The sequence below is a fragment of the Erwinia sp. E602 genome, from assembly GCF_018141005.1.
Lineage (GTDB): Bacteria > Pseudomonadota > Gammaproteobacteria > Enterobacterales > Enterobacteriaceae > Erwinia.
In genome coordinates this window covers 2,232,220-2,257,130 of record NZ_CP046582.1, presented here as the reverse complement: position 1 = coordinate 2,257,130, position 24,911 = coordinate 2,232,220, and the positions used below count along the sequence as shown (strand labels likewise).

Below are 24,911 nucleotides of genomic sequence, written 5' to 3'. Positions count from 1 at the left end.
TAAGGGAAACGAGAGCGAGAGTGTGGCAGAGGGCGAACATGAAATGTGATCGGCTGGAGTGAGCCCCCTCAGCCGTTCAGATAATCAGAGAGACAGCGCCGAGAGATCGATATAACGCGCCAGTTCGCGGGTTTCCGCGCGCGGCAGGTAGGGCAGCTCGCCGAGCATCGGGGCCGGGATTTTTTCCGCCAGCACCGCGATAATTTCCGCATAGTGCGCCAGGCCTGGATTGATGCGGTTGGCCACCCAGCCGAGCAGCGGCAGGCCGTCCTGCAGGATCGCCTGCGCGGTGAGCAGCGCGTGACTGATACAGCCCGGTTTGATGCCTACCACCAGTACCACCGGCAGCCGTTCCTGCACCACCCAGTCGGACAACGGGCGCAGGTCGCCCATCAGGCTGCGCCAGCCGCCGGTTCCTTCCACCACCACGCAGTCTGCCCGTGCGGTCAGCGCCTGCAGGCCATCGCTCAGGGTGGCGTAGTCGATCGCGGCACCGCTGGTGCCGATCTCATCGTCCGGCAGCGTCACCGGATTGACCGCCTGATAGGCCAGCGGCAGCGAAGAGGAGTGCTGTAATACCAGCGCATCTTTGTTGCGCAGCCCGTCGGCCGTCTGCTGGCTGCCTTTACCCACCGGCTTAAAACCGACCGCCTGCTTTTCTGCGGCCACCAGCGCCTGCAGCAGCGCACGGGAGACCACCGTTTTTCCCACCTCGGTATCGGTACCGGTGACAAATATTCTCTCTAACATCAGGGACTCCAACAGGCAGAAGCTGCCCGTAATGACCAATGAACACCTAAGTGACGAGGGAAAATTTTAGTGCAGCCCAGGGTGGCGGGAATTGCGCTGGCGCAAGGTTTAGTGGGTTTATCAGCCCTGCAGCAGGGAGATCAGTAAGGAACCGTTATACATCGCGTCTTTTACCAGCGCGGCACCGGGCAGCGTGCCGTCGTTCGGGTAACGGGTGGCCTCCACCTGCAGCGCGCGGCTGTAGTCCGGCAGCGCCTGCTGGCTGATGCAGGCATCAATCGCCGGGAACAGGATCGCCTGCGCGCGGTTAAGCGGCGAACCGATTAAGATCTTCTGCGGGTTAAACAGGTTGACCATAATTGCCAGGATGCGGCCAACGCTGTTGCCGACGCCGGTGATCACCTCAATCGCCAGCGGGTCGCCGGCCAGCGCGGCGTCGCACAGCGAAGCCACCGTTAACGGCTGATGGTGCAGGCTGGAGCTCATCGACGCCTGCATGCGCTGGGCGGCCAGCTCCAGCAGCCGGTCGGTGCTGGCCACCGTCTCCAGGCAGCCGTTGTTGCCGCAGTAACAGCGGGTGCCCCAGGGATCGACCTGCGTGTGGCCGATTTCGACCAGACTGGAGGTACCGCCGTGCAGCAGGCGGCCGCCGGTAATTACCCCGGCGCCAACGTTATGGTCAATCACCACCTGCAGCACGTCGCTGGCGTCGCGCGCCGCACCAAACAGCGACTCCGCCATGGTCCAGGCGCAGACGTCCTGCTGGATATAGACCGGCAGACCGGTGCGCTTGCGCAGCTCCGGGCCAAGCGGCATATCGTTGACCGGGTAGAACGGCATGCGGTGGACGACGCCGGTCTGCGCGTTAACGCGCCCCGGCAGGGTGATGGCGATCGCGGTCAGACGCTCCAGCCGGCGCTGGTGCAGAATAAAGAACTGGTCGATCTGCTGAACGATGCGCGTCAGCAGCGGCTCGTCGGCCTCCGCCGGCAGCGGGATAAGCTGTTCAACGATGATTTTACAGCTGAGGTCACGCAGCGCGAGGGTCATCTCGCCGTTGCCAAGGCGCACCGAGAGAAAATGCCAGGCGTCGGTGTCCAGCACCAGCCCAATCGCCGGGCGGCCGCGGCTGCCCGGATCCTGAAACTCGGTCTCCTGCACCAGGTGTGCTTCCAACATCTCACGGACGATTTTGGTGATGCTGGCGGGGGCCAGCTGGGCACGCTTGGAGAGCTCGATACGCGAAATCGGGCCATAGCGGTCGATCAGGCGATATACCGCGCCGGCATTTGTCTGTTTAATCTGATCTATATGACCAGGCTGACCGTCAGCAATCACACCCCTGCTCCCACTACGCACCCATCCTGATACTTATTTTCGGGCTTCAAAATAAAGCCATTCGCTATGGTGAAACACTTCGCAGCGGGCGTCAAATATTTGATTCGAAATGTGATTTGCAGCACATAATGCTGCCCGTTACGCTCAGGTTTTCAGCGATTCAGAGGGGCGGGACTGCAGTAACAGCGACATCATCGCCGCGGTGCTCGCCGAGCGTTCGCGCTGATGCGCCCATACCAGCCACACCTCAGATCGCGCGTCGGCCTCCGCCAGCGGGATCCACACCACGTCGGCCAGCCCCACCCGGCGGAATGACGCGGGCAGGATCGATACGCCAAGACCGGTGGAGACCAGGCCAATGATGGTCATCGCTTCACCGACCTCCTGGGTGATGGTCGGCTCAATCTGATAGCGCTGCAGCAGCGCGAGGGTCTCCCCGTACAGCGCGGTGCCGCCCTGCGGATCGAAAAACACCAGCGGTTCGCCGGCCAGCTCGGTAATCGACAGCCGTGCGCGGCCGGCCAAACGATGATCGCGGTGCATCAGCGCGTACATCGGCTCTTCCAGCAGCAGCTGATGGCTGAGATTATCCGGCAGCGCGGTGTTGCGCATCACCCCCAGATCCAGCCGCCCGTCGCTGAGCGGTGCCAGCAGCTGGCGGGTATTAATTTCCTGCATCTGGATATGCACGTCCGGGTAGCGCCGGCGAAAGCTGAACAGCGCGTCAGAGACGCCGCTGATAAAGGGCGCGGAGGAGGTAAAGCCGATGCGCAGCTCCCCCTCATCACCTCGGTGCAGGCGTGCGGCTTTATCCGCCGCCTGGCTGACGTTTTGCAGGATCAGCCGCGCGTCGGCGAGAAACTGCTGGCCGGCCGCGGTCAGCCGCACGCTGCGGTTGGTGCGCGCCAGCAGCCGCGCGCCAATCTCCTGCTCCAGCTGCTGGATCTGCTGGCTGAGCGGCGGCTGCGAGATATTGAGCCGCGCGGCGGCGCGGCCAAAGTGCAGCTCTTCCGCGACGGCGATAAAATAGCGCAGATGACGCAACTCAACATTCATAGCTTAAACGTCTCAATCGAGATTATTAATATATTATACATCCTAATGGAATTTTCTTACGCTTAGCAAGGTGTTACTCCTCCTCGCGACTAAGGAATCTTTGTGAACCGCTCATCCGCTGCCGTCATCGTTGAAGACGGCGTTGATCGTACTGAACCGTTATCCTCCCCTGCCACTGACTATATTCAACGCGGTACGCCGCAGTTTATGCGCGTGACGCTGGCGCTGTTCAGCGCCGGGCTGGCGACCTTCGCCCTGCTCTACTGCGTGCAGCCGATCCTGCCGGTACTGTCGCAGCAGTTTGCTATCTCGCCGGCGGCCAGCAGCGTTTCGCTGTCAATCGCCACCGCCATGCTGGCGCTGGGGCTGTTGATTGTCGGGCCGCTGTCCGATGCCGTCGGCCGGAAATCGGTGATGGTGACGGCGCTGATGCTGGCGGGGATCTTTACGCTTCTCTCAGCCACCATGAGCAGCTGGCACGGAATTTTAATCATGCGCGCGCTGACCGGGCTGGCGCTGAGCGGCGTGGCGGCGGTCGGCATGACCTACCTCAGCGAAGAGATGCACCCCGGTATGGTGGCATTGGCAATGGGGCTGTATATCAGCGGCAATTCGATTGGCGGTATGAGCGGCCGCCTGGTGAGCGGGGTGATCACCGATTTCAGCGGCTGGCGGGTAGCGGTGGCGACCATCGGCTGCTTTGCGCTGGCCTCGGCGGTGATGTTCTGGAAGATCCTGCCCGCCTCGCGTCATTTTCGTCCGGCCTCGCTGCGGCCCTGCAAGCTGCTGATTAACTTCCGCCTGCTGTGGCGCGATGCCGGCCTGCCGCTGCTGTTTTTGCAGGGGTTTCTGCTGATGGGCGCCTTTGTGACGCTGTTTAACTATATTGGCTACCGCCTGCTCGCCGCCCCCTGGTCAATGAGTCAGGCCACGGTTGGGCTGCTGTCGCTGGTCTATCTGACCGGTTCGTGGAGCTCGCCAAAGGCGGGGGCGATGACGGCGAGGTTTGGCCGCGCGCCGGTGATGCTGTTCTCGACCGCGCTGATGCTCAGCGGCCTGCTGATTACTCTGTTTAACAGCCTGTGGCTGATCCTGCCGGGGATGATGCTGTTTACCGCCGGCTTCTTTGCCGCCCACGCGGTGGCCAGCGGCTGGATCGGCCCGCGCACCCGCCGCGCCAAAGGCCAGGCCTCGGCGCTGTATCTGTTCTGCTACTATCTCGGCTCCAGCGTGGCCGGGACGCTGGGCGGGGTATTCTGGCGTCATTACGGCTGGTACGGCATCAGCGCATTTATCACCCTGCTGCTGCTGGCGGCGCTGCTGGTGGGTAACCGGCTGTTTGTTAAACGGCTCTGAGCGCGATTGGGCGAATCAGATTTTCAACAGATCGATCACCACTCTCAGCGCAGGCGAGACGTTACGGTGAGGATAATAGAGAAACGATCCTTCCATACGCTGGCTGTGGCGGTGTAAAACCCGGATTAAGCTTCCTTGCTCCAGATCGTCAGCAATCAGCTCTTCGGGGACATAAGCCAGCCCGAGCCCGAGCCTGGCCGCCTTAGCTTCCATATAGCTGTCTGCGAACACCCACTGCCCCTGCGGCCGGTGGCTCACCGTTTTACCGTCCTGGATCAACTCCCATGAGTAAAGGCTGCCGTCGGCAAACTGATAGGCAATGCAGGGATGGCTGGCTAAATCGGCCGGGATTTGTGGAAAGCCGTAACGGCGAAAATGTTCGGGCGAGCCGACCACGGCCATACCCATATCCGGGGTAATGCGCACCGCCACCATCCCCTGTGCCACCTCCGGCCCCAGCCGCACGCCGGCATCAAACCGTTCGGCGATAATATCGACAAAGCGCCCTTCGCCGATCAGCTCAAGACGGATATCAGGATAGTGTTGTTTAAGCACCGCCAGCTTAGGCAGCAGAACTTTATCAATCGCGTGCTGGCTGGCGTTGATGCGCACCGTGCCGGAGGGTGTGGTGCGATAGTGGGCCAGCGTGGCCAGCCCCGCGTCTAACGCGTCAAAGCCGGATTCTGCGGTCTGGTAAAGCTGCTCACCTGCCTGGGTTAACGACAGCCGGCGCGTGGTGCGCACCAGCAGCTGCACGCCGAGCCGTTCTTCCAGTTCGCGAACGGAGCGGCTGATCCCCGACTGTGCCAGCCCCAGCCGCCGGGCCGCGGCGGTGAAGCTGCCCTCGCGCACCACGTGCAGAAACAGCCAGATCTCATTGTAGTTTTCGCGTTTGGTCATTCATCTTCTTCCAGGCAGCAGCATTCAGGAAGGGCCATCACAGCGCCCTCATTGATAGCAATTTGCTATGAATCATAGCATCTCAACCCCACTAATCAGCTTCTTTTATGCTGAGTATAGTGTGTACAACTGAACAAAGCACCGCAGCGTTGCCCTGGGCGCGCTGTACCTTCTCTGTTATTTACCCTGGGGATTTAGATGATCGCTTTCACCCGTAAACTGACCAGCGCGATACCTGCCATGCTGCTGTGCGCGTCAATAAGTGTAGTTGCAACAATGAGTTATGCTGATACCACCAATCCAAACCTGCCCGTATCAATGGTAAAGACATGGGACAAAACCTTCGCCGAGAGCGACAAGGTGGAACACCGCAAGGTGTCATTCCAGACCCGCTACGGCATCACCCTGGTCGGCGATCTGTATCTGCCCAAAACCCGTGGCGACGCTAAGCTGGCCGCGATCGCCTTAAGCGGGCCGTTTGGCGCGGTGAAGGAGCAGTCGAGCGGTCTGTACGCGCAGACCCTCGCCGAACAGGGCTTTGTGACGCTGGCCTTCGACCCTTCTTACACCGGTGAAAGCGGCGGTTCTCCGCGTAACGTCGCCTCGCCGGATATCAACACCGAAGACTTTAGCGCGGCGGTGGATTTCCTCGGCTTACAGAAAGAGGTGGATCGCAACCGCATCGGACTGCTCGGCATCTGCGGCTGGGGCGGCATGGCGCTTAACGCCGCCGCGATGGACACCCGCGTAAAAGCGGTCGCGACCAGCGTCATGTACGATATGAGCCGGGCGATGGGCCACGGCGTGGGTGATGGCAAAGATCGTTACACCACGGCCGACCGGCGCGCGGTGCTGGGCTATCTGAACCAGCAGCGCTGGAAGGATGCTGAGAACGGCTCCCCGGCGGCGGGCAGCCACGATCTCTACGTTGATAAAGACGGCCGCGTTACCGCCGCCGAGCGCATTCTGCCGGAAGCGTTACCAGCTGACCCAAACCCGGTGCTGAAAGAGTTCTTTGACTACTATCGCCTGCCGCGCGGCTTCCACGCGCGCTCCGTCAACTCTAACGGTGCCTGGACCGCCACCATGCCGCTGTCGTTTATGAATATGCCGCTGCTGAGCTACGCGAAGGAAATCACCATTCCGACGCTGATCGTTACCGGTGAAAACGCCCACTCGCGCTACTTTGCCGAAGACGCTTATAAAGCGGTGGGCAGCACGAAGAAACAGCTGGTAGTGGTGCCGGGTGCTAACCACGTTGACCTGTACGATAACGCGGCCGGTAAAATCCCGTTTACGCAGTTTGACCAGTTCTTTAAAACCAATCTGAAGTAAACCACTTAACGGGCCACCTGTCAGCGACGGGTGGCCTGACCACGGGTTTCAAGTAGCGATGTTCGCCTCGCCGCCGTTGACGGCGCACGGCATCTATTCCCCATTAGTTGTTATTGCATTAATAGCCTTAGCCCCGGCTTTTCCTGAGCCTGCCGGGGCGATATTCAGAGATGCTGATATGTCCACACTAAGCCATACCCCACCCCATCACCCACCGCACGCTTACTGGAGCGGCATTTTTGCCATGACCCTGTGCGTCTTTGTGCTGGTGGCCTCCGAGTTTATGCCGGTCAGCCTGCTGACGCCGCTGGCCCGCGATCTGCAGGTCAGCGAGGGGCTGGCAGGCCAGGGGATCGCCATCTCCGGTGCACTGGCGGTGCTGACCAGCCTGAGTATCTCCTCCCTGGCCGGCGCGATAAACCGTAAAATCCTGTTGCAGGGAATGACGGTGCTGATGGCGGTCTCCGGCATCATTATCGCGCTGGCCCCGGACTACCCGGTCTATATCGCCGGACGCGCGCTGATCGGTGTTGCTATCGGCGGGTTCTGGTCAATGTCCGCCGCCACCGCGATCCGTCTGGTGCCGGCGCCGCAGGTGCCGCGCGCGCTGGCGATTTTCAACGGCGGTAACGCGCTGGCGACGGTGATCGCCGCCCCGCTGGGCAGCTATCTTGGTACCACCATCGGCTGGCGCGGGGCGTTCCTGTGCCTGGTACCGGTGGCGATCGTCGCCTTTATCTGGCAGGCGATCAGCCTGCCCGCAATGCCGGGGGATCAACGCCCACGCTCCCACGGTACGGCGTTTCGCCTGCTAAAGAGGCCGATCGTTGCCGTCGGTATGCTGGCCTGCGGGCTGTTCTTTATGGGGCAGTTTGCGTTATTCACCTACGTGCGCCCGTTCCTTGAGACGGTGACCCGGGTTGACGGGGCCGGCCTGTCGCTGATTCTTCTGGGGATTGGCGTGGCGGGTTTCATCGGCACGCTGGCGATTACCCCGTTCCTCAATGCGAAGTTCTATCCGACGCTGATCGCCATTCCGCTGCTGATGGCGGCGATCGTCGGCATGCTGCTCCTCAACAGCCAGCTGGTCTGGCTGGTTGCGCTGCTGTTCGGGCTGTGGGGACTGCTGGCGACCGCAGCACCGACCGGATGGTGGACGTGGATTGCCCGTACCCTGCCCGGTGATGCCGAGGCGGCGGGCGGCCTGATGGTGGCAATGGTCCAGCTGTCGATTGCGCTGGGTTCAACGGTGGGCGGCGTTCTGTTTGATAAGCTCGGCTGGCAGAGCACCTTTGCGATGAGCGGCGCGCTGCTGCTGGTTGCGGCGCTGCTGACCTGGCTGACTTCAGGGCAAAACAGCCGTCATAAATAGCGGACAGGCTTAATCAACGTTACGCTTTTAACGGGGCCGTAAGGCCCCGCTACGGTTAACAGACTCGTCGCCAACTCGCTGCTGTTTTCGCTGCCGAAAATAAACTGACGCAAGTGCTGGATTTTTGCACCAGTATTCGGCAAAGTAAAAGTATGTTGTAACTATTAAAGGTTCGCGTAATGAGTCAATATGAAGCCGTCGATCGCCTGCACCGCTGCGTGGCGGATCTGGAGCAGGAACTTGCCACTTTGCAGCAGCAGATTGTTGCCCTGCGGCTGCTGGCCGCGCGGGTGTTTGTCTTACCGCCGGTGGAGAAAGGTCGCGAGCACGATCCGCTGCTGAAAATTGCCGTTGAGCAACAGCTCGGCCAGGCCGCGCTGCAGCGGGCGCTGGCCCACTACGGGCTGCTGTTTATGCAGCACCAGTCGGAGAAAATCAGCACCAAATCGGCGGTACGCCTGCCCGGTGCCATCTGCCTGCAGGCCGATGATGTGCAGGCCGAAAGCCTGCGCCAGCAGGTGCAGCGGGTCAATCAGCTGAAGCAGGATCTGGAGCAGATTATCACCGTCGACTCCGGCCTGCCGAGCGAGGAGCGCTTCGAGTTTGTGCATCGCCACCAGCGCGGGCTGATCACCCTTAACGCCTATCGCGGCATTCCGCTGCTGGAGAGCCCGGACTCGGTGCGCTTCGGCTGGGCCAACAAGCATATTATTAAGAACGTCAGCCGCGCTGAGATACTGGAGAAACTGGAAAAAAGCCTGCAGGCCGGGCGTGCCGTCGCCCCCTGGACGCGTGAACAGTGGGCGGAGCGGGTATCGGAAGAGATGGATCTGCTGCGCGGGTTACCGGAAGGTGCGGCGCTGAAGATTAAACGGCCGGTAAAAGTGCAGCCGATTGCGCGGGTGTATGATGCGGAGTCAAAAAAACAGACCCAGCTGGCCTGCCCTTCCCCGCTGCTGGTGCTGTGCCGCGATGCCGCCAGCGTGCCGAAGCTGGGGGAGCTGCTGAACTACAACGCGGCGCAGATTACGCACCGCTATAAGCCGGAGGCGCAGATGCTGCACCTGGTGGTGCCAAGGCTGCATTTGTACAGTGACCGGGTGGAATAGCTTCAAGGGTATTTTTCGCGCCCCGTCTGTCGCCACGCGGTTACCTGGGCGGCATTGTACAGTGACCCGATGGGATGGCCCGCGATTATCTCGCATACCCGTATAAATTAATCCGGCCGGAGAGGTATTCACCTAAGTAGACTTCACTGATTTTACTGAAGCCCTGTTCTGCAATTCTTGCTTCTAACCATGCGCTGTCCTTATTAATAATTTCCAGCAGGTCATGGTTCGCTAAACCGTCCACGATGATGGGATATCGAATATTTTCGTCGCCACTCTGAATAATGGTCAGCTGCCCATTCTGCTCAAGAACAACGCGCTTGAGCTGTTCCACTTCATAAACGCCGTTAGCCCTTAATTTAAACATCAGATCGTTGGCAGAAACCCCGTTGCGTAAACACTCCTTCACATTCACGGATCCATTATGTACTAACGTAATGGGTTTGCCATCGATGATTCTTTTGACGAAACGATTATGCTCTTTCGAAAACTTAAGAACAAAAACAAGCAAGGTCCATATAATCAACACCAGCACAAATTGCAGCACCGTAATTGACTCATTGTAAATCACGCCACCGATAATCCCACCCAAAACGTAGTTCTGAACCTGATCCATCGCCGATGAAGGGGCCAGATTACCCTTCCCCATAAGATTGATTTGCACAATCAGGCACAGTATCCCCAGAGCCAGCTTGATCATAATAGGTGTGTAAAGAGTCATTTTATTCCTCAATTATTGACGATGGAGATGTCAGGATTGGTTAACCAGACCTCCACTAAGCTGTAGGTGGCTTGATCCGCACTTAGATTCACGCGGTAATAACCGTCACCGACCTTAACGATCACGCCATCCGTCAGCTGTACTGAGCTGGCAAAAACAGCATTGACGCTGACGTTTTTTTCTTTGGACAACAGCCTTACAAAATTAACCATTTGTGATGACTGTGAATGTACGTTCTGGCTGTTGGTATAATCCGCATACTGAACGCCCGAGATGAAAAGCAGAAACAGGAAGGCGATAATCGTTAAATCCCGATACTTAGTCTGCAGGCGATGGCGCATATACAGGCTAAAGACGACGATCAGAACAAATAACGTGCTAAAGATAATAATATATTTCAGATAGTCATTCAGATTAGACTGCGTTTGTAGATAATTTATCCCATAAAACTTCATTCAGACACCGTTCCTGGTCGTTTAAAATTTTGCTGAGGCCATTATAGCAAATCATTATCAGCATGCTCTGCTACACCTGGCTCCCACGTCAGGCATTTTGCCTTCCCGATCTATGGCACCCACTGAAGAACAGAGGAAAAACGGCCTGGAAACGGGGTGCAGGTGGCTGAACCCGACGATATCCGGTGGGTATATTATCCGGTTGGCTGCGGCTTCCCCTGCCTTGAGAGCACAGTATCAGCCCGGCGATACCGCAATATGCGTGGCTATGACTCGGTCAGCGCCTTTATCACCATGCTAAGAAAGGCGCTGGGTAAGTCGCCTGCTTATTACTGGCGCAACCAGGGCGTGATCGTCAATCCGGTGAGCAACCCTTCAGGACTGAGCAGGCGGGTGACCTTTTGCCCCCAGGGCTCGGTGCGATTTGCCACCAGCAGACGATAGCCTCTGTCGGCCAAAACCTGGGTGGCAGCATCGAGATCCCGTACCTCATACTCAATCCATCCCTGCGGGATCGGCAGTTCGCCTGGCCACTGCTCAGTGCCAAAACATGAGGTGGCTGCCTGCGCCAGCGGCCAGACGGCAAAATGCTTAGCGCCCTGCAGCGCGCCCTCTTCCGTCACCAGGTAATCGCTGTTGCCCTCAATCGGCTTCAGCGGCAGCCCCAGCGCATGCAGATAAAACGCGGCGCTGGTTTCCGTACTCCGGGAGATTGGGCCAAACCCGGCGATAAACATCACTTCGATTTCCGGTAAAAGCTGGGACATTGCTGCTTCCTTTCATGACTGGTTAGTTTTCTTCGTTCTCCTTCCTGCTGCTGGCAATCTGCTAACAGAAGCAGGCAGCGGCCATCACTTCTTCTTGTTCAGCATCGCCTGAAGGTTGGCAAACGGGTTGTAGGTTGCGGCTTCAACGTCATCCTGCGCGTCTTCGCCTGCCACCACGCGGGTGCCGTACTGGTCCGCTTCGGTGTACTTCGAATGCTCGTGATCGTGACAATAAAGGCATAAAAGCTCCCAGTTGCTGCCATCTTCCGGGTTATTGGTGTGATCGTGATCGATATGGTGCACCGTCAGTTCGCGCAGGTTGGAGTAGACAAACTCACGCGTGCAGCGCCCGCAGACCCACGGGTAGATTTTAAGCGCTTTCTCGCGGTAACCGCTTTCGAGACGGGCATAGTTTTTGGGGATCAGGGCCATCGGGGAATACCTTTGGAAAAAGAGGATTTTGATAGTGGGGCTAATATATCGCAAAATGGGCAAAAGAGAGAAATGATCCCCCGCTTCATCACCGACGCGTTCAGGGTAATCGCTTTTTATGCGAATTATTAGCCATCTTCATGGCCTCGCCTCACACGCCCTGCGGTGTCCACTGTCAGAAGTACCCCTGCCGCGTTGCGGCGAAAATCATGATTTAACAGTGCTTGTCGCGTCAGGTTAACTGAAACGCTGTTCCCTGTACCAGATTTTTCGAGGGAGCTCAGCCTGGATTCAGCGTTCCGATCAATCATCTCTGATAACAACCTGAGATCTTAACCGACAGGCTGTCGATGCGGTTGCGGGGGTTCCCGCAAAGCCAGATTTCCTGCAACTTCCGCCGTTGGTCTTACGGGCTGGCCGCGGCTGGCGTTCTTTGTCTTTCTGGGGGTGAACCCCTGACTCATCTCATTGCTGCCGGCAGCAGGGGAACACACATCCCTGTGACGGAGAAGAACAAAAAGTGATGTGCAGAGACATGTTTTAATGAAGAAAAACTACGCATAATTTGATCTGCCTGTGGCCGTTACTTATTTTTTTCCCTTTGAATTTCAATCTTTATTCACGCGGAAAAGCTGAAAGAAACCCAACTTAAGAAGAAGATAAAAATGCAAGCGATTGTTATTGATCCCTGTAATTATACGCTAACCGGGCTGACACATTACTTCTCACATATTAATATATTTTTCGCAAGAAAAGTAACTTCCGCACAGGCTTACTGCACTCAATACCGGTCCGGACTGGTGTTTGTTAGTGAGAATTGCCTCTCTGAACACAATCAGGAAACGCAGGCGCTGCGGGAGATGATTGCCAGTAATGCCGACTTGATCTTTTTAGTATTTATGTCAACTTCAGCCAGAAATTTTAAAGAGCATGTCGTTGTTCGTGAGAATCTGGTGTTCTTATCAAAGCACATTGGGTTGAATACGTTGAAAACACTGGTTGACGACTATCTTAAGAGGGATGCGCTACATCCTTTATGCAACGACCGTCAGTCCCAGCCTGTAAAGCTGAGCAGAACAGAGTCGGTTATGCTGGAAATGTGGATGTCCTGTCATAGCACGCCGCATATATCTGAAGAACTGAACATCAAAAACAAGACCATTGCAGCACACAAAGGCAATATTAAAAGAAAAATAAAAACCAACAGCAAACAAATTATTCATCACGTGTTCAGTCTGGCAAACAAGGTGAGCGGTGGTATCTGCGTTGACAGGGAAAGATTCCAGCAACAGTAAAGCAAGGATTTACCCTTTTGAGTAAGGATTATGTCCCGCCAAAGTTATCACGCCAGACTTTAGGCGGCATTTGGTACTTCTCCCGAAAATTCTTACTAAAAATAAACTGACTACTGAAACCACACTCCCATGCGATCCGATCAATACGTAAATGCGGATGGTTTTCCAGCATCTCTTTTGCTTTAGTTAAACGCACATCTTTAATCGTCGCCATCACCGTCGTCCCCTGCTCTTTAAACGCTCTGTCAAGGCTGGATCGTGAATAGCGCAGAACGTTGGTAATCTGGTCCGGAGAGAGCGCCTGCAGATGACAGTTCTGCTCGATATAGGATCTGGATGCGTTGTAGATGTGGCTAAGCGCACCTGATGAAATCAACCCTTTTTCTTTCGCCACGTCCGTTAACATCAGCATGGCCATATTGTGCAGGCCATCCAGAATCACCGATGCCTGTTTGACATTGAGTAAGGCCCCCTGTTGATGCAACAGCAGCATGTGGGATTTCATAAAGGGCATCAGAGGATGGCTTTCCAGCGAAACGGTAGGGTTGGTTAGCCTGCCCTCAAATATGCTGTTAACGGCAGCAATATCCGGGATCAGATAGAGCTGGTTCACGTCATTACTTTCATAGGTGTAATAATCATTACGCTGATGAACGTTCAGCGTGCCCTGGCTGACCCTGGCGTGGGCTGACTTTTTCACCCCACGAATAGACTGATCGCCTGCCAGCAGAACGGAAATGTAGAGGGAGGGCTTTGGCGATTTATGCGGGTCAAAGGTGGTGATGTTTCGTGATCCCGCTGCGCTGCAGAAGTCACAGTTGATCCCGGAAATGGTTTTGTGCCGGGCGACGATCTCTTCCGGCCGGCGATCGTCTGCCACCGTTATGCCGTAACACTCCAGGTTTTTGGCGATTTCCAGATAGCGATTTTCAGCAGGAATATCATCGACATCAAGCAGATGCTGAACATAGAGTTCTGTCGGTCTGGACATGCTGTTCTCTTGGGTTACCGGCGCTCAAAACCACAAGTGATTATTTATACGGCAAACTCAGGGAAGAAGCTATGTGCGTAGGGAACCGAGCAGTATTCCAGCCAGCGAGTTACTTTCACTTACAGCCCGGTGAAGCGGGTCTGGCTGGTTACGCTGCTGTCTGGCCTGTGGGATCTGCCGGGTACCGCGGCCCCCTGTGGGACAGTCGTATTTTTATAAAAAACCGGCGCCGTGTTACTGACGCCGGTTTTGATGCTTAATGTGCCCTCAGCCAACGCTTGCGGATTATCTGTTGAACGAAGCCGCTGATTGACTGACGGAACTCAGCTAATCATATTTTAAGACTCCCCACCATCTCCTCAGGCTTAACCCAGGCATCAAACTCGGCTTCGCTCAGATACCCCAGCTTAAGCGCAGCGGCTTTCAGCGTAGAGCCTTCCTTGTGCGCCTTCTTGGCAATCTCGGCCGCTTTATCGTAGCCGATATGGGTGTTCAGCGCGGTAACCAGCATCAGCGAGTCGTTGAGCAGCTGGGTGATGCGGTCGCGGTTAGGCTCGATGCCGACCGCGCAGTGGTGGTTAAAGCTGTCCATACCGTCGGCCAGCAGGCGCACCGACTGCAGGAAGTTGTGGATCACCATCGGACGGAACACGTTCAGTTCGAAGTTGCCGGAGGCTCCGCCGATGTTGACCGCCACGTCGTTGCCCAGCACCTGGCAGCAGAGCATGGTCAGCGCTTCGCACTGAGTCGGGTTCACTTTGCCCGGCATGATCGAGCTGCCCGGTTCGTTTTCCGGGATGCTCAGTTCACCGATGCCGCTGCGCGGGCCGGAGGAGAGCCAGCGCACGTCGTTGGCGATTTTCATCAGCGAGGCCGCCAGGCCTTTCAGCGCGCCGTGGGCGTGAACCAGCGCATCGCAGGTGGCCAGCGCTTCAAATTTGTTCGGCGCGGTGACGAACGGCTGTTTAGTCAGCACCGCCAGTTCTTCCGCCACGCGCACGGCGTATTCCGGGTGGGTATTCAGGCCGGTGCCGACCGCGGTGCCGCCCAGCGCCAGCTCCGCCACGTGCGGCAGGCTCTGTTCGATATGTTTGAGGTTGTGGGCCAGCATCGCCACCCAGCCGGAGATCTCCTGGCCAAGCGTCAGCGGCGTGGCGTCCTGCAGGTGGGTGCGGCCGATTTTCACCACGTCTTTAAAGGCTTCAGCCTTGGCGTTCAGCGTCTGCTGCAGCACGTTCAGCTGCGGGATCAGGTGCTCTTTTACCGCCACCACCGCCGCCACGTGCATCGCGGTCGGGAACACGTCGTTGGAGCTCTGGCTCTTGTTAACGTCGTCGTTCGGGTGCACCAGCCGCGACATGCCGCGCTCGCCGCCGAGGATCTCGCTGGCGCGGTTGGCCAGCACCTCGTTCATATTCATATTGGTTTGCGTGCCGGAGCCGGTCTGCCAGATCGCCAGCGGGAATTCACCGCCGTGCTTATCGGCCAGCACTTCGTCAGCCGCGCTGACGATGGCGCTGGCGCGTTCTGCCGGCAGCAGCCCGAGGTCGCTGTTGACCTTCGCCGCCGCGCGCTTGGTCAGCGCCAGCGCGTAGACCAGTTCGACGGGCATTTTTTCCGTGGAAATGCGAAAGTGTTCCAGGGAGCGCTGCGTCTGCGCGCCCCACAGTTTGTCAGCCGGTACCTCAATCGGGCCCATTGAATCTTTTTCAATGCGGTTGGCGACCATTACTCTCTCCTTTAGCGCAATCATATGATTAATCATAGCCCTGCTCTGCCGGGTTGCGGCAGCGGGCGCGGCCATAGTGTACCTTTCACAGCAAAAGATTATGCGACTCATTCGCATTTATTACATCAGAGTGTCTTTGCGATCACAAAAAACATCCCCCATTATGCCCCCGGCGGGTGAGCGCCAGATTGTGCCAGCCCGCGCCCCCGTTACAGCTCAAAAATTATCTGTCATCCTCCTTAACAGCACGCCCGGTTAAGTGGCGATCCCATAACCAGAATCAGTCAGCTGGCCTTATCCTGGCCAGGATTCAGAATTAGAGCATAGACCGGGGGAGACATATTTTGTAAGCTGATGTAATAGAAAGGAAATGCCATCAGATCTGATCTGCCTGATTTTACGGGGGATCACGGTGTCAATCCGATCGTCTTTTCTGGTTTAATCGCGGCCCTGCCCGCATCGTTACAAGGATGAATTACACCGATCATGCAAAAACTACTCAACACCGTGCAGAATTATGCCTGGGGAAGCACCACCGCGCTCAACGAGCTGTACGGCATTGCCAATCCGCAGGGCCTGCCGCAGGCCGAGCTGTGGATGGGCGCGCACCCGAAGAGCCCGTCATCGGTGGTGGTCGGGGGGGAGACGCGTTCACTGCGCGAGGTGATTAACGCCGACCAGCCTGCACAGCTGGGCGCACAGGTGGCGCAGCGCTTTGGCGAGCTGCCGTTCCTGTTTAAGGTGCTGTGCGCCGCTCAGCCGCTGTCGATTCAGGTACACCCAAGCAAAGCGGCCGCAGAGCTCGGCTTTGCCCGTGAAAACGCCGCCGGCATTCCGCTGGACGCCGCCCACCGCAACTATAAAGACGCCAACCATAAGCCGGAGCTGGTTTACGCGCTGACGCCGTTCAGCGCCATTAACGGCTTCCGCCCGCTGGCGGAGATCGCCGCGCTGCTGCAGCCGGTAGCGGATGCCCACCCGGCGATTGTCGCCTTCCTGGCGCAGCCGGACGCAGAGCAGCTGGCACAGCTGTTTGCCGCCCTGCTCTCAATGCAGGACGCGGAGAAACTGCAGGCGCTGACGGTGCTGCGCGCGGCGCTGAAAACCGAACAGGGCCAGCCGTGGCAGACCATCGCGCAGATCGCCGGGGTCTACCCGGACGACAGCGGCCTGTTCTCTCCGCTGCTGCTGAACGTGGTTGAGCTGCAGCCGGGTGAGGCAATGTTCCTGTTTGCCGAAACGCCACACGCCTACCTGAACGGCGTGGCGCTGGAGATTATGGCCAACTCCGATAACGTGCTGCGCGCCGGGCTGACGCCGAAATATATCGACGTGCCGGAGCTGCTGGATAATCTGCAGTTTGTTTCCCGCGCCGCGGACACCCTGCTGACCGCTCCGCAGGACGACGGACGCACGCAGAACTTCCCGATCCCGGTGGCCGATTTTGCCTTTGCCATCCACCGCCTGAGCGCTGAACCGCTGAGCGTCAGCCAGCAGAGCGCGGCGATCCTGTTCTGCATCGAAGGCGAGGCCGTGCTGAGCACGGGCGGCCAGACGTTGCGTCTGCTGCCGGGCGAGTCGGCGTTTATCGCCGCCAGCGAGTCGCCGCTGACGCTTGCGGGCAATGGCCGGGTGGCGCGCGCGTTCAACGATCTCAACGCGCGCGGCTGACGCCAGCGCACATTATTGCTAAGCTGAGTAGCGAAGCAGAGGAAAAACGCCGTTCCGGCGTTTTTTTATTCGCCAGACAACTGGCCGCCGGAGATGCGAGGCAGCTCCGGCGATGGTGACTAGAAAGGATGACATTACCGATGAAGAAAACCAGGATTGCAGTAGGCGTGGTGATTGCGCTGGGCGTGGTCTGGACCGGCGGCGCATGGCTGACCGGTAAGCAGCTGGAAAAGCATATGGACCAGGTGGTTGCCGACGCTAATGCGAAAATCGCCGAGGCCGCGCCGGAGAGCCGCCTGCAGCTGAGCTACCAGGACTATCAGCGTGGTCTGTTCAGCAGTTCCGCCCGCTTTGTGCTGCAGTCAAGCTCGCAAACCGAAGATAACTCCCTGCTGAAGCCGGGCCAGAGCGTAGTTTTTAAAGAGACTATCGACCACGGTCCGTTCCCGCTGGCACAGCTGAAAAAATTCAATCTGCTGCCGTCGATGGCTTCGGTACACAGCGAGCTGGAAAACACCGACGCGGTGAAGAAGCTGTTTGAGATGGCGCAGGGTAAATCGGTGGTGCAGGCTGAAACCCGCATCGGCTACGGTGGCAACACCGACTCGCGCATTCAGCTGCTGCCGGTGGATTACAACAACGTGCAGACCCACGAGCGCTTTGCCTTTGAAGGCGGCACGCTGGACATCAGCGCCGACGATAAGGGCGATAAGGTTGATATCAACGCCGATATCAAGAGCGTGGCGCTGAGCAGCAAAAATCAGCTGGATATGCCGATGCTGTTTACCGTAAACGGCCTGACCTTTGACGCCAACAGCAGGCTGAGCGAAGAAGGCCTGCGCATCGGCGATCAGAAGGTGGTGCTGAAAAGCTTCACCACCGCCGTGTCCGGTAAAGACGTGCTGGCGCTGGAAGGGCTGAACGGCACATCTAACTTCGACTCGAAAGATAACCGCGTCGGCGGTGAAGTGGCCTATACCCTCGACAGCCTCAAGCTGCAGGGCCAGGACTTTGGCCAGGGTAAACTGGTGGTTAAGCTGGCCGACTTTGACGGTAAGGCGATGAAAGCGTTCTCCGCTAACTACAACAGTCAGGTGCAGGCGCTGAGCAACGATCCGGCGGTCGCCAACGACCCGGCGCTGTATCAGCAGCGCGTCAGCGAACTGCTGATGGCCAACCTGCCGCAGCTGCTGAAAGGCAGCCCGTCGATCGCTATCGCGCCGTTCAGCCTGAAAAACGCCAAGGGCGAGAGCAGCTTTAATCTGAACACCCAGTTTAAAGAGCCGACGCCGGGCACCCCGCCGGCCGACGATCCGGCACAGCGTCTGGACAGCGTACTCAAGTCGCTGGACAGTAAGCTGACCATCTCAATGCCAATGGCCACCGAGCTGATGACCCGCGCCGCGCTGGGCGAAGGCCATTCGCAGGAAGATGCGGCCAAACTGGCCGAGCAGCAGGTGAAAGGTCTGGCAGCGATGGGCCAGATGTTCCGCCTGACCACCCAGCAGGATGACAACATCATCACCAGCCTGCAGTACGCCAACGGCCAGGTGACGATGAACGGCGAGAAGATGCCGCTGGAGCAGTTCCTCACCCGCTATATGCTGGGCGGCGGAATGGCAGCGCCTTCCCTGTCTGAGTAAACTCGACTAAGGGCACCTGCGGGTGCCCTGCTTATTTCCGTATTCCGCCGATTAATCCAGCAAACAGGCCAGCCGTTGCGCAATTTGCTGGTATTGTTGCGCAAAGAGTTTTTATAATGCTCTGCACTTAACTGATTACATAAAAAGAGTGCCGACATGATCGATTCCCAGCTTCCCCTTACCGATATTCATCGCCATCTTGACGGCAATATCCGCGCACAGACCATCCTCGATTTAGGCCGTGAGTTTAATCTGACCCTGCCCGCCAGCACGCTGGAGCAGCTGCGCCCGCACGTGCAGGTGATGGAGACCGAGCCGGACCTGGTCAGCTTCCTGAACAAGCTGGACTGGGGCGTGAAGGTGCTGGGTTCGCTCGACGCCTGCCGCCGGGTGGCGCTTGAGAACGTCGAAGACGCGGCGCGCGCGGGCATCGACTACGCCGAGCTGCGCTTCTCCCCCGGTTATATGGCGATGACCCACAACCTGCCGGTAGCGGGCGTGGTGGAAGCGGTGATCGACGGCATTAAAGCCGGCGTGGCGAAGCACAATATCGACGTGCGCCTGACAGGGATTATGAGCCGCACCTTCGGCGAAGACGCCTGCCTGCGCGAGCTGGACGCGCTGCTGGCGCACCGCAGCGGCATTACCGCGCTGGACCTGGCCGGTGACGAGCTGGGCTTCCCCGGCGAACGTTTCCTCAGCCACTTTACCCGCGCGCGTGACGCCGGGCTGCGTATTACCGTACACGCCGGTGAAGCGGCAGGCGCGGCGAGCATCTGGCAGGCGATCCGTGAGCTGGGCGCTGAGCGCATCGGCCACGGCGTGAAGGCGATTACCGACCCGACGATGATGGACTACCTGGCCGAACACGGCATCGGTATGGAGTCCTGCCTGACCTCAAATATTCAGACCAGCACCGTCGCTTCGCTGGCGCAGCATCCGCTGAAGTCGTTCCTCGATCACGGCATCCTGGCGACCATCAACACCGACGATCCGGCGGTTCAGGGCATTGAGATCGGCCACGAGTACCGGGTGGCCGCCCCGGCCGCCGGCCTGAGCCAGCAGCAGATACGCACCGCGCAGGAAAACGGCCTGAAGATCGCCTTCCTCAGCGACGCCGAAAAAGCGTCGATCCGCAAACGCGTGGCGGATCGTCTGGTTTAGCCTTCATTCACCCGGCGCGGCGGGTGCCAGGTCTCCTGTGCCACCAGCGCATCGTGCGCGTCGAGGCTGCGGCGGCGGAAGTCGCTGGGGCTGACCCCGACCCGCTTACGAAACACCCGCGAGAAGTAGAGCTGATCGTCGTAGCCGACTTCGCGGCCGATGCTGGCGATCGGCTCCTGGGTGGTCTGCAGCAGCAGCCGGGCGCGGATCACCCGCTGATCTTCCCGCCAGCGCAGCAGGTTAACCCCCATCTGTTCGCGGAACAGGTGCGCCAGGCGCGACGGCGACAGGCAGACGTGCTTCGCCACGTCCTCAATTTTCACCTCGGCCGCCAGGTTGCGGGTAACAAACTGGCAGGCCTCCACCACCCGTGCGTCGCGGATCTGCTGATGGCTGCGCGGGTCCTCCTCCACCGCGCGCAGCAGCAGCCGCTCCAGCAGGTTCATCGCCAGCTCTTCGGCAAAGCGCCGCCCGGAGTTGTGCGTCTGCTCGATGCCGGCAAAAAGCCGGTCAAACTCCTCGCGCAGCGACTCCGGCAGCCGCAGACGGCCTACGCCCTGGCCGTTATCCTGCCACTGCAGCCAGTCGTTCCAGTAGGCGCGCGGGCGGAAGTAGACCCAGCGATGGTGCCAGGCGTCGCTGCCCGGCGAGCGGCCGTAGAGGTGCGGGGTCTGCGGCTGGAACAGCAGCAGATCGCCGGGCTCACAGTCAAACTCGGTTTCGCCGTCAAACACCTGGCCGCGCCCCTTAATGGTCAGGTTAAGGATATAGCCCTTCATGCCGTGCGGACGGTCGATAAAGAAGTCGAGCGGCCCGTCGGCGGCGATCGGCGTCAGTCCGGCTACCAGCCAGGCACCGAACTGATAACCGGGCAACAGCGGGTTGGACTGCGCCACCGGGGCCAGACGATGATACATAGCGCCTCCTTAATCAGGCCTGTTTGGCTTTCTGTTTGTAGCGGTCGAAGACCACCGCCGCTAACAATATCAGACCGCGCACCACGTACTGTGAGAACGGCGAGATATTGAGTAAATTCATCGCGTTTTCAACGGTGCCGAGGATCAGTACCCCGGCGATCACGTAGGAAATTTTACCGATGCCACCCTTCAGCGACACGCCGCCGAGCACGCAGGCGGAGATAACGATCAGCTCATAGCCCAGCGAGGTCATCGGCTGGCCGCTGGTCATGCGCGAGGCGAGGATAATGCCCGCCGCGGCGGAGACCAGTCCGGAGAGAATAAAGATGATAATGCGGGTGCGTACCACCGGCACGCCGGCCAGCCGCGCCGCCTCTTCGTTACCGCCGATCGCCAGCGTGTTGCGGCCAAAGGTGGTTTTATTCAGCAGGAAGGCAAACAGCGCCAGGGTGATGATGGTCAGCCACACCGGAGCCGGTACGCCCAGCCAGCTGGCGTAGCCGAGGGCGAAGAAGCGTTCGTCTTCGATGCCCACCGCCTTACCGTCGGAGAAAATATAGGCCAGACCGCGCACGATCTGCATGGTCGCCAGGGTGGTGATCAGCGCATTAATTTTAAGCTTTGCGATGACAAAGCCGTTAACAAAACCGCAGGCAACGCCGAGCAGCAGCCCGGCCCCCACGCCGATCCACAAGCTTTCGCTGAGGTTGATCACCACCGCGCAGGTGACGCCCGCGCAGGCGATCACCGAGGCCACCGACAGGTCAAAGTCGCCGGAGGCGAGGCAGAACAGCATGCCGCAGGCGACCATGCCGGACATTGAGATCGCCAGCCCCAGCCCCTTCATATTGATCAGGCTGGCGAAATTAGGCACAAACAGCGTGCAGGCCAGAAACAGCGCGGCGAACACCACCAGCATGCCAAAGTTGTCCCAGATGCGTCCGAGGCTGAAACGCTTCGCTGCCGCAGGGCCGGAGGTCGTGGTTACAGACATAGTTTACTCCTGAATTCAGGCCACCCGGCTGGCGGGTTTGGCGGTTTTAGGCATGGCAAGGCTGAGGGTCAGGGCTTCGGTGGCGTCGTCGTGCGCCAGTTCGCCGGCAATTTCACCTTCGCGCATCACCAGGATACGGTCGGCCAGCCCCATCACTTCCGGCAGATCGCTGGAGGCAAACAGCACGGCAATGCCGCGTTCGGCCAGCGCGTAGATCAGCTGGTAGATTTCGTTTTTTGCGCCGACGTCGATGCCGCGCGTCGGCTCGTCGAGCAGGATCACTTTCATCTCTTCCGACAGCCAGCGGCCGAGGATCGCCTTCTGCTGGTTGCCGCCGGAGAGGTTCATAATCAGCTGCTCTGCCGACGGGGTACGGATCTTCAGCGACCTGATATGCTCACCGGCGTTGCGCGCTTCCCAGCGTTTGTCGATCAGCCCGCTGGCGGTGAGGTTGTTGCGCCGCGCGCTGATGTTGATGTTGTCGCGCACCGAGTGCACCGGGATGATGCCGTCCGCCTTGCGGTCTTCCGGGCAGAGCATAATGCCGGCGCGGATCGCCTCAATCGGCTCGCGAAGCGTGACGTTGTCACCGTCCAGCTTCAGCTGGCCCCCCGTCAGGCGGGTGGCACCGAACAGGCCTTTCATCAGCTCGCTGCGCCCGGCACCCACCAGACCAAACAGGCCGACGATCTCGCCGGCGCGCACGCTGAACGAGATCGGGCAGCGCACGCCCTTCGCCTGCACCGCCTCCAGCTGCAGCCTTACCTCGCCGTGCGGGCGCGGACGGTAGCCGTAGATATCGCCGATGTCGCGGCCGACCATCGCCTGCACCAGCTGGTCGTTGTCGGTGGTGGCCATATCGGTAAAGGTGCGCACGTAGCGGCCATCCTTAAACACGGTAATCGCGTCGCTGAGGGCGAAAATCTCCTCCATGCGGTGCGAGACGTAGAGCACCACCCGCCCTTCGGCGCGCAGCTGGCGGATCACCCGAAACAGCTGGTCGATCTCGCGGGCGGAGAGCGAGCTGGTCGGTTCATCAAAGGCGATCACCCGCGCGTTGCGCGCCAGCGCCTTGGCGATCTCGACCATCTGCCACTGGCCGAGGGAGAGATACTTCAGCGGCAGGTCCGGGTCAATATCCATGCCCAGCGCCTGCAGCTGCACCCGCGCGTCGGCGCGCAGGCGGGCGTGGTTCACCAGCCCGGCGCGGGCGGGCAGCTGGCCGAGGTAGATATTCTCGGCGACGGTCATCTCCGGCACCAGGTGCAGCTCCTGGTAGATAATCGCCACGCCGGCGTTGAGCGCCGCCACGGTAGTGGGGAATTTGACCGGCTGCCCCTGCAGGCGGATTTCACCGGCACTGGGCTGATAGCTGCCGCTGAGGATTTTCAGCAGCGTCGATTTGCCGGCGCCGTTCTCACCCATCAGCGCGTGCACCTGTCCGGCATGGCACTCAAAGCCAATATCCTGCAGCGCCTTAACGCCCGGAAAGGTTTTGCCAATGCCGTGAAAGCTGAGATAAGCAGGTTGTTGTTGCATAACCACTCCAGCCAGAATGCGGGTTGCCCCGCCGGTACCTGACGCGGCCTTGTACAGCCGCGCGTTGCGTATTGCTTCAGCTGACCGTCTGCCGTGATGCGCAGGCGTTCAGCTGAAGCGCTTTATCCGTTCTGCCCGGCGGCGGGCAAACCGGCTGGCGTGTGACCCGGCCATAATGTGACAGGGTCACACAGCCCCTTTTACATCAGCCCTTTCTTCGCCAGCTCGGCTTTGAAGTTGTCGCGGGTGATCAGCACCACGTCGGTGACTTCGGTGAATTTCGCCGGCTCGGTGCCGCTGGTGACCCAGTCATGCAGCATCTTGATGCTGCGGTAGCCGTGCACGTCCGGGCTTGGCAGCAGCGAGCCGTAGAAACCGGTGGCCTGGCCCTTCGACAGCTCGCTGACCGCGTCAACGCCGTTGATGCCGATGCCGATCACGTTGCTGCCCTTAAAGCCCTGGCCCTCGGTGGCGCGCACGCCGCCCAGCACGGTGTTGTCGTTCATGCCGACGATCAGCCAGTTTTTCACTTCCGGATGCTGCACCAGCAGCGAGTTGCCGGCGTCAAACGCGCCGGGGATATCGTTGGATTTGGTCGGGATCTGGTAGATCTGATTCTCCGGGAAACCGGCCGCCTTCAGCGCGTCCATCGAGCCGCCGGTGCGGCGACGGGCGGTGTCCAGCTCGTTGGCGGTAATCGCCATCACCGCGGTCTCTTTCACGTCCCAGCCGCGCTTCTGCATCTCTTTGTACAGCTCCTGGCCCTGACGCTCGCCGATTTTGGTCGCCGCCATCATCACCAGCGGTACGGTGTCCATCGGTTTGCCTTTGGCGGTGACGAACTGATCGTCAACGGCGATCACCTTCAGGTTATAGCTGCGCGCCTTGGCCATAATCGCCGAGCCGAGTTTCGGGTCCGGCGTACAGATCACAAAGCCCTTCGCGCCGCTGGCGGCCAGGCTGTCGATGGCGTTCAGCGTTTTTTCACCGTCCGGCACGGCGATTTTAATCACCTCAAAGCCCAGTTCCTTACCGGCCTTGTCGGCGAATTTCCATTCGGTCTGGAACCACGGCTCCTCCGGCTGCTTGACCAGAAAGCCCAGTTTCATGGTTTCGGCGATAGCGGATTGTGACATAACGGCGGCGAAACCAATCGCGGCCAGCGTTTTAGTGAATTTGTGCATGAGGCTCTCCGGCTCAGTGCCCGCATCAGCGGGTTTGTGTAAACGGTATCAATCGGGTGAACGAAATTTTTTACGCCTGCAAACATTAGGTTATCCCGATGCCGACGGCCTGACGGTGCGGGGATGCGCTAGTTTTAGCCGCTGGGGAGAAATAATTTGTAGAGCGTTATCACATCGCGGGATTACAGCTATT

General features: G+C 59.0%; 22 protein-coding genes. 8 read left to right on the top strand and 14 right to left on the bottom strand.

Annotated features, from left to right (window positions below; translation table 11 throughout):
- Positions 1–84 precede the first annotated feature (84 nt).
- The 3 genes from bioD to GKQ23_RS11675 form a co-directional block, all read right to left on the bottom strand.
- Complete coding sequence (gene bioD / locus GKQ23_RS11685) at positions 85–750, bottom strand: dethiobiotin synthase (RefSeq protein WP_056241777.1); 666 nt, start codon at positions 748–750, stop codon at positions 85–87.
- Between the two features lie 120 nt (positions 751–870).
- Positions 871–2,088 carry an ROK family transcriptional regulator gene (locus tag GKQ23_RS11680; protein ID WP_212411238.1) on the bottom strand — a complete coding sequence of 406 codons (1,218 nt, stop codon included), beginning with the start codon at positions 2,086–2,088 and terminating at the stop codon, positions 871–873.
- 144 nt (positions 2,089–2,232) lie between these two features.
- Complete coding sequence (locus GKQ23_RS11675) at positions 2,233–3,144, bottom strand: LysR family transcriptional regulator (RefSeq protein ID WP_212411236.1); 912 nt, start codon at positions 3,142–3,144, stop codon at positions 2,233–2,235.
- A 102-nt stretch (positions 3,145–3,246) separates the two neighbouring features.
- Between GKQ23_RS11675 and GKQ23_RS11670 the strand changes: the two genes are divergently transcribed.
- On the top strand, positions 3,247–4,500 hold the full coding sequence (locus GKQ23_RS11670) for an MFS transporter (protein ID WP_212411234.1): 1,254 nt from the start codon (positions 3,247–3,249) through the stop codon (positions 4,498–4,500).
- 15 nt (positions 4,501–4,515) lie between these two features.
- Here the strand turns inward: GKQ23_RS11670 and GKQ23_RS11665 are convergent, their stop codons facing one another.
- Positions 4,516–5,400 carry a LysR family transcriptional regulator gene (locus GKQ23_RS11665; protein ID WP_212411232.1) on the bottom strand — a complete coding sequence of 295 codons (885 nt, stop codon included), beginning with the start codon at positions 5,398–5,400 and terminating at the stop codon, positions 4,516–4,518.
- A gap of 198 nt (positions 5,401–5,598) precedes the next feature.
- Here GKQ23_RS11665 and GKQ23_RS11660 point away from each other — a divergent pair, with 198 nt between their 5' ends.
- From GKQ23_RS11660 to tus, 3 genes are all read left to right on the top strand, one after another.
- The gene (locus GKQ23_RS11660; RefSeq protein WP_212411230.1) at positions 5,599–6,735 is read left to right on the top strand and encodes an alpha/beta hydrolase; all 1,137 of its coding nucleotides are present in this window, start codon (positions 5,599–5,601) and stop codon (positions 6,733–6,735) included.
- 178 nt (positions 6,736–6,913) lie between these two features.
- The gene (locus tag GKQ23_RS11655) at positions 6,914–8,107 is read left to right on the top strand and encodes an MFS transporter (protein ID WP_212411223.1); all 1,194 of its coding nucleotides are present in this window, start codon (positions 6,914–6,916) and stop codon (positions 8,105–8,107) included.
- Between the two features lie 179 nt (positions 8,108–8,286).
- Positions 8,287–9,216 (top strand): DNA replication terminus site-binding protein, encoded by a 930-nt coding sequence (gene tus / locus GKQ23_RS11650; RefSeq protein WP_212411221.1) that lies wholly within the window; start codon positions 8,287–8,289, stop codon positions 9,214–9,216.
- A gap of 85 nt (positions 9,217–9,301) precedes the next feature.
- Here the strand turns inward: tus and GKQ23_RS11645 are convergent, their stop codons facing one another.
- The 4 genes from GKQ23_RS11645 to yajD form a co-directional block, all read right to left on the bottom strand.
- Complete coding sequence (locus tag GKQ23_RS11645) at positions 9,302–9,937, bottom strand: DUF421 domain-containing protein (protein WP_056241506.1); 636 nt, start codon at positions 9,935–9,937, stop codon at positions 9,302–9,304.
- A gap of 8 nt (positions 9,938–9,945) precedes the next feature.
- On the bottom strand, positions 9,946–10,392 hold the full coding sequence (locus GKQ23_RS11640; RefSeq protein ID WP_212411219.1) for a DUF3290 domain-containing protein: 447 nt from the start codon (positions 10,390–10,392) through the stop codon (positions 9,946–9,948).
- Between the two features lie 329 nt (positions 10,393–10,721).
- Positions 10,722–11,159, bottom strand: coding sequence for a VOC family protein (locus GKQ23_RS11635; RefSeq protein WP_212411217.1), 438 nt, complete (start codon positions 11,157–11,159; stop codon positions 10,722–10,724).
- An 84-nt stretch (positions 11,160–11,243) separates the two neighbouring features.
- Positions 11,244–11,591 carry an HNH nuclease YajD gene (gene yajD / locus GKQ23_RS11630; RefSeq protein ID WP_056241517.1) on the bottom strand — a complete coding sequence of 116 codons (348 nt, stop codon included), beginning with the start codon at positions 11,589–11,591 and terminating at the stop codon, positions 11,244–11,246.
- Between the two features lie 665 nt (positions 11,592–12,256).
- Between yajD and rcsA the strand changes: the two genes are divergently transcribed.
- Complete coding sequence (gene rcsA / locus GKQ23_RS11625; protein WP_212411215.1) at positions 12,257–12,886, top strand: transcriptional regulator RcsA; 630 nt, start codon at positions 12,257–12,259, stop codon at positions 12,884–12,886.
- A gap of 28 nt (positions 12,887–12,914) precedes the next feature.
- Here rcsA and GKQ23_RS11620 read toward each other — a convergent pair whose 3' ends face one another.
- Entirely contained in the window at positions 12,915–13,877 is a 963-nt protein-coding gene (locus tag GKQ23_RS11620; protein WP_212411213.1) for an AraC family transcriptional regulator, read from the bottom strand.
- Positions 13,878–14,208: 331 nt separating this feature from the next.
- Positions 14,209–15,606: a class II fumarate hydratase gene (gene fumC / locus GKQ23_RS11615; protein WP_212411211.1), complete on the bottom strand. Its 1,398-nt coding sequence runs from the start codon at positions 15,604–15,606 to the stop codon at positions 14,209–14,211.
- 486 nt (positions 15,607–16,092) lie between these two features.
- On the opposite strand from fumC, the gene manA reads away from it, so the two are divergent.
- The 3 genes from manA (at position 16,093) to add (ending at position 20,084) form a co-directional block, all read left to right on the top strand.
- Positions 16,093–17,277, top strand: coding sequence for a mannose-6-phosphate isomerase (gene manA / locus GKQ23_RS11610; RefSeq protein WP_212411209.1), 1,185 nt, complete (start codon positions 16,093–16,095; stop codon positions 17,275–17,277).
- 140 nt (positions 17,278–17,417) lie between these two features.
- Entirely contained in the window at positions 17,418–18,920 is a 1,503-nt protein-coding gene (locus tag GKQ23_RS11605; RefSeq protein WP_212411207.1) for a YdgA family protein, read from the top strand.
- 156 nt (positions 18,921–19,076) lie between these two features.
- The gene (gene add, locus GKQ23_RS11600; protein WP_212411199.1) at positions 19,077–20,084 is read left to right on the top strand and encodes an adenosine deaminase; all 1,008 of its coding nucleotides are present in this window, start codon (positions 19,077–19,079) and stop codon (positions 20,082–20,084) included.
- Here add and araC read toward each other — a convergent pair.
- The 4 genes from araC to GKQ23_RS11580 form a co-directional block, all read right to left on the bottom strand.
- Positions 20,081–21,001, bottom strand: coding sequence for an arabinose operon transcriptional regulator AraC (gene araC, locus GKQ23_RS11595; RefSeq protein ID WP_056241554.1), 921 nt, complete (start codon positions 20,999–21,001; stop codon positions 20,081–20,083). The genes add and araC overlap by 4 nt on opposite strands.
- Before the next feature lie 13 nt (positions 21,002–21,014).
- The gene (araH, locus tag GKQ23_RS11590; protein WP_056241558.1) at positions 21,015–21,995 is read right to left on the bottom strand and encodes an L-arabinose ABC transporter permease AraH; all 981 of its coding nucleotides are present in this window, start codon (positions 21,993–21,995) and stop codon (positions 21,015–21,017) included.
- A 15-nt stretch (positions 21,996–22,010) separates the two neighbouring features.
- Complete coding sequence (gene araG / locus GKQ23_RS11585) at positions 22,011–23,534, bottom strand: L-arabinose ABC transporter ATP-binding protein AraG (RefSeq protein ID WP_101505617.1); 1,524 nt, start codon at positions 23,532–23,534, stop codon at positions 22,011–22,013.
- Between the two features lie 200 nt (positions 23,535–23,734).
- Positions 23,735–24,718 carry an arabinose ABC transporter substrate-binding protein gene (locus GKQ23_RS11580; RefSeq protein WP_212411197.1) on the bottom strand — a complete coding sequence of 328 codons (984 nt, stop codon included), beginning with the start codon at positions 24,716–24,718 and terminating at the stop codon, positions 23,735–23,737.
- Positions 24,719–24,911: the final 193 nt, after the last annotated feature.

What these genes read in the sequence shown, in the direction of transcription:
- bioD (WP_056241777.1), bottom strand. Translation starts at nt 750, where the DNA reads ATGTTAGAGAGAATATTTGTCACCGGTACCGATACCGAGGTGGGAAAA.
- GKQ23_RS11675 (WP_212411236.1), bottom strand. Translation starts at nt 3,144, where the DNA reads ATGAATGTTGAGTTGCGTCATCTGCGCTATTTTATCGCCGTCGCGGAA.
- GKQ23_RS11640 (WP_212411219.1), bottom strand. Translation starts at nt 10,392, where the DNA reads ATGAAGTTTTATGGGATAAATTATCTACAAACGCAGTCTAATCTGAAT.
- GKQ23_RS11660 (WP_212411230.1), top strand. Translation starts at nt 5,599, where the DNA reads ATGATCGCTTTCACCCGTAAACTGACCAGCGCGATACCTGCCATGCTG.
- GKQ23_RS11635 (WP_212411217.1), bottom strand. Translation starts at nt 11,159, where the DNA reads ATGTCCCAGCTTTTACCGGAAATCGAAGTGATGTTTATCGCCGGGTTT.
- GKQ23_RS11580 (WP_212411197.1), bottom strand. Translation starts at nt 24,718, where the DNA reads ATGCACAAATTCACTAAAACGCTGGCCGCGATTGGTTTCGCCGCCGTT.
- GKQ23_RS11645 (WP_056241506.1), bottom strand. Translation starts at nt 9,937, where the DNA reads ATGACTCTTTACACACCTATTATGATCAAGCTGGCTCTGGGGATACTG.
- manA (WP_212411209.1), top strand. Translation starts at nt 16,093, where the DNA reads ATGCAAAAACTACTCAACACCGTGCAGAATTATGCCTGGGGAAGCACC.
- araC (WP_056241554.1), bottom strand. Translation starts at nt 21,001, where the DNA reads ATGTATCATCGTCTGGCCCCGGTGGCGCAGTCCAACCCGCTGTTGCCC.
- rcsA (WP_212411215.1), top strand. Translation starts at nt 12,257, where the DNA reads ATGCAAGCGATTGTTATTGATCCCTGTAATTATACGCTAACCGGGCTG.
- GKQ23_RS11620 (WP_212411213.1), bottom strand. Translation starts at nt 13,877, where the DNA reads ATGTCCAGACCGACAGAACTCTATGTTCAGCATCTGCTTGATGTCGAT.
- fumC (WP_212411211.1), bottom strand. Translation starts at nt 15,606, where the DNA reads ATGGTCGCCAACCGCATTGAAAAAGATTCAATGGGCCCGATTGAGGTA.
- add (WP_212411199.1), top strand. Translation starts at nt 19,077, where the DNA reads ATGATCGATTCCCAGCTTCCCCTTACCGATATTCATCGCCATCTTGAC.
- araG (WP_101505617.1), bottom strand. Translation starts at nt 23,534, where the DNA reads ATGCAACAACAACCTGCTTATCTCAGCTTTCACGGCATTGGCAAAACC.
- yajD (WP_056241517.1), bottom strand. Translation starts at nt 11,591, where the DNA reads ATGGCCCTGATCCCCAAAAACTATGCCCGTCTCGAAAGCGGTTACCGC.
- GKQ23_RS11605 (WP_212411207.1), top strand. Translation starts at nt 17,418, where the DNA reads ATGAAGAAAACCAGGATTGCAGTAGGCGTGGTGATTGCGCTGGGCGTG.
- GKQ23_RS11655 (WP_212411223.1), top strand. Translation starts at nt 6,914, where the DNA reads ATGTCCACACTAAGCCATACCCCACCCCATCACCCACCGCACGCTTAC.
- tus (WP_212411221.1), top strand. Translation starts at nt 8,287, where the DNA reads ATGAGTCAATATGAAGCCGTCGATCGCCTGCACCGCTGCGTGGCGGAT.
- GKQ23_RS11665 (WP_212411232.1), bottom strand. Translation starts at nt 5,400, where the DNA reads ATGACCAAACGCGAAAACTACAATGAGATCTGGCTGTTTCTGCACGTG.
- araH (WP_056241558.1), bottom strand. Translation starts at nt 21,995, where the DNA reads ATGTCTGTAACCACGACCTCCGGCCCTGCGGCAGCGAAGCGTTTCAGC.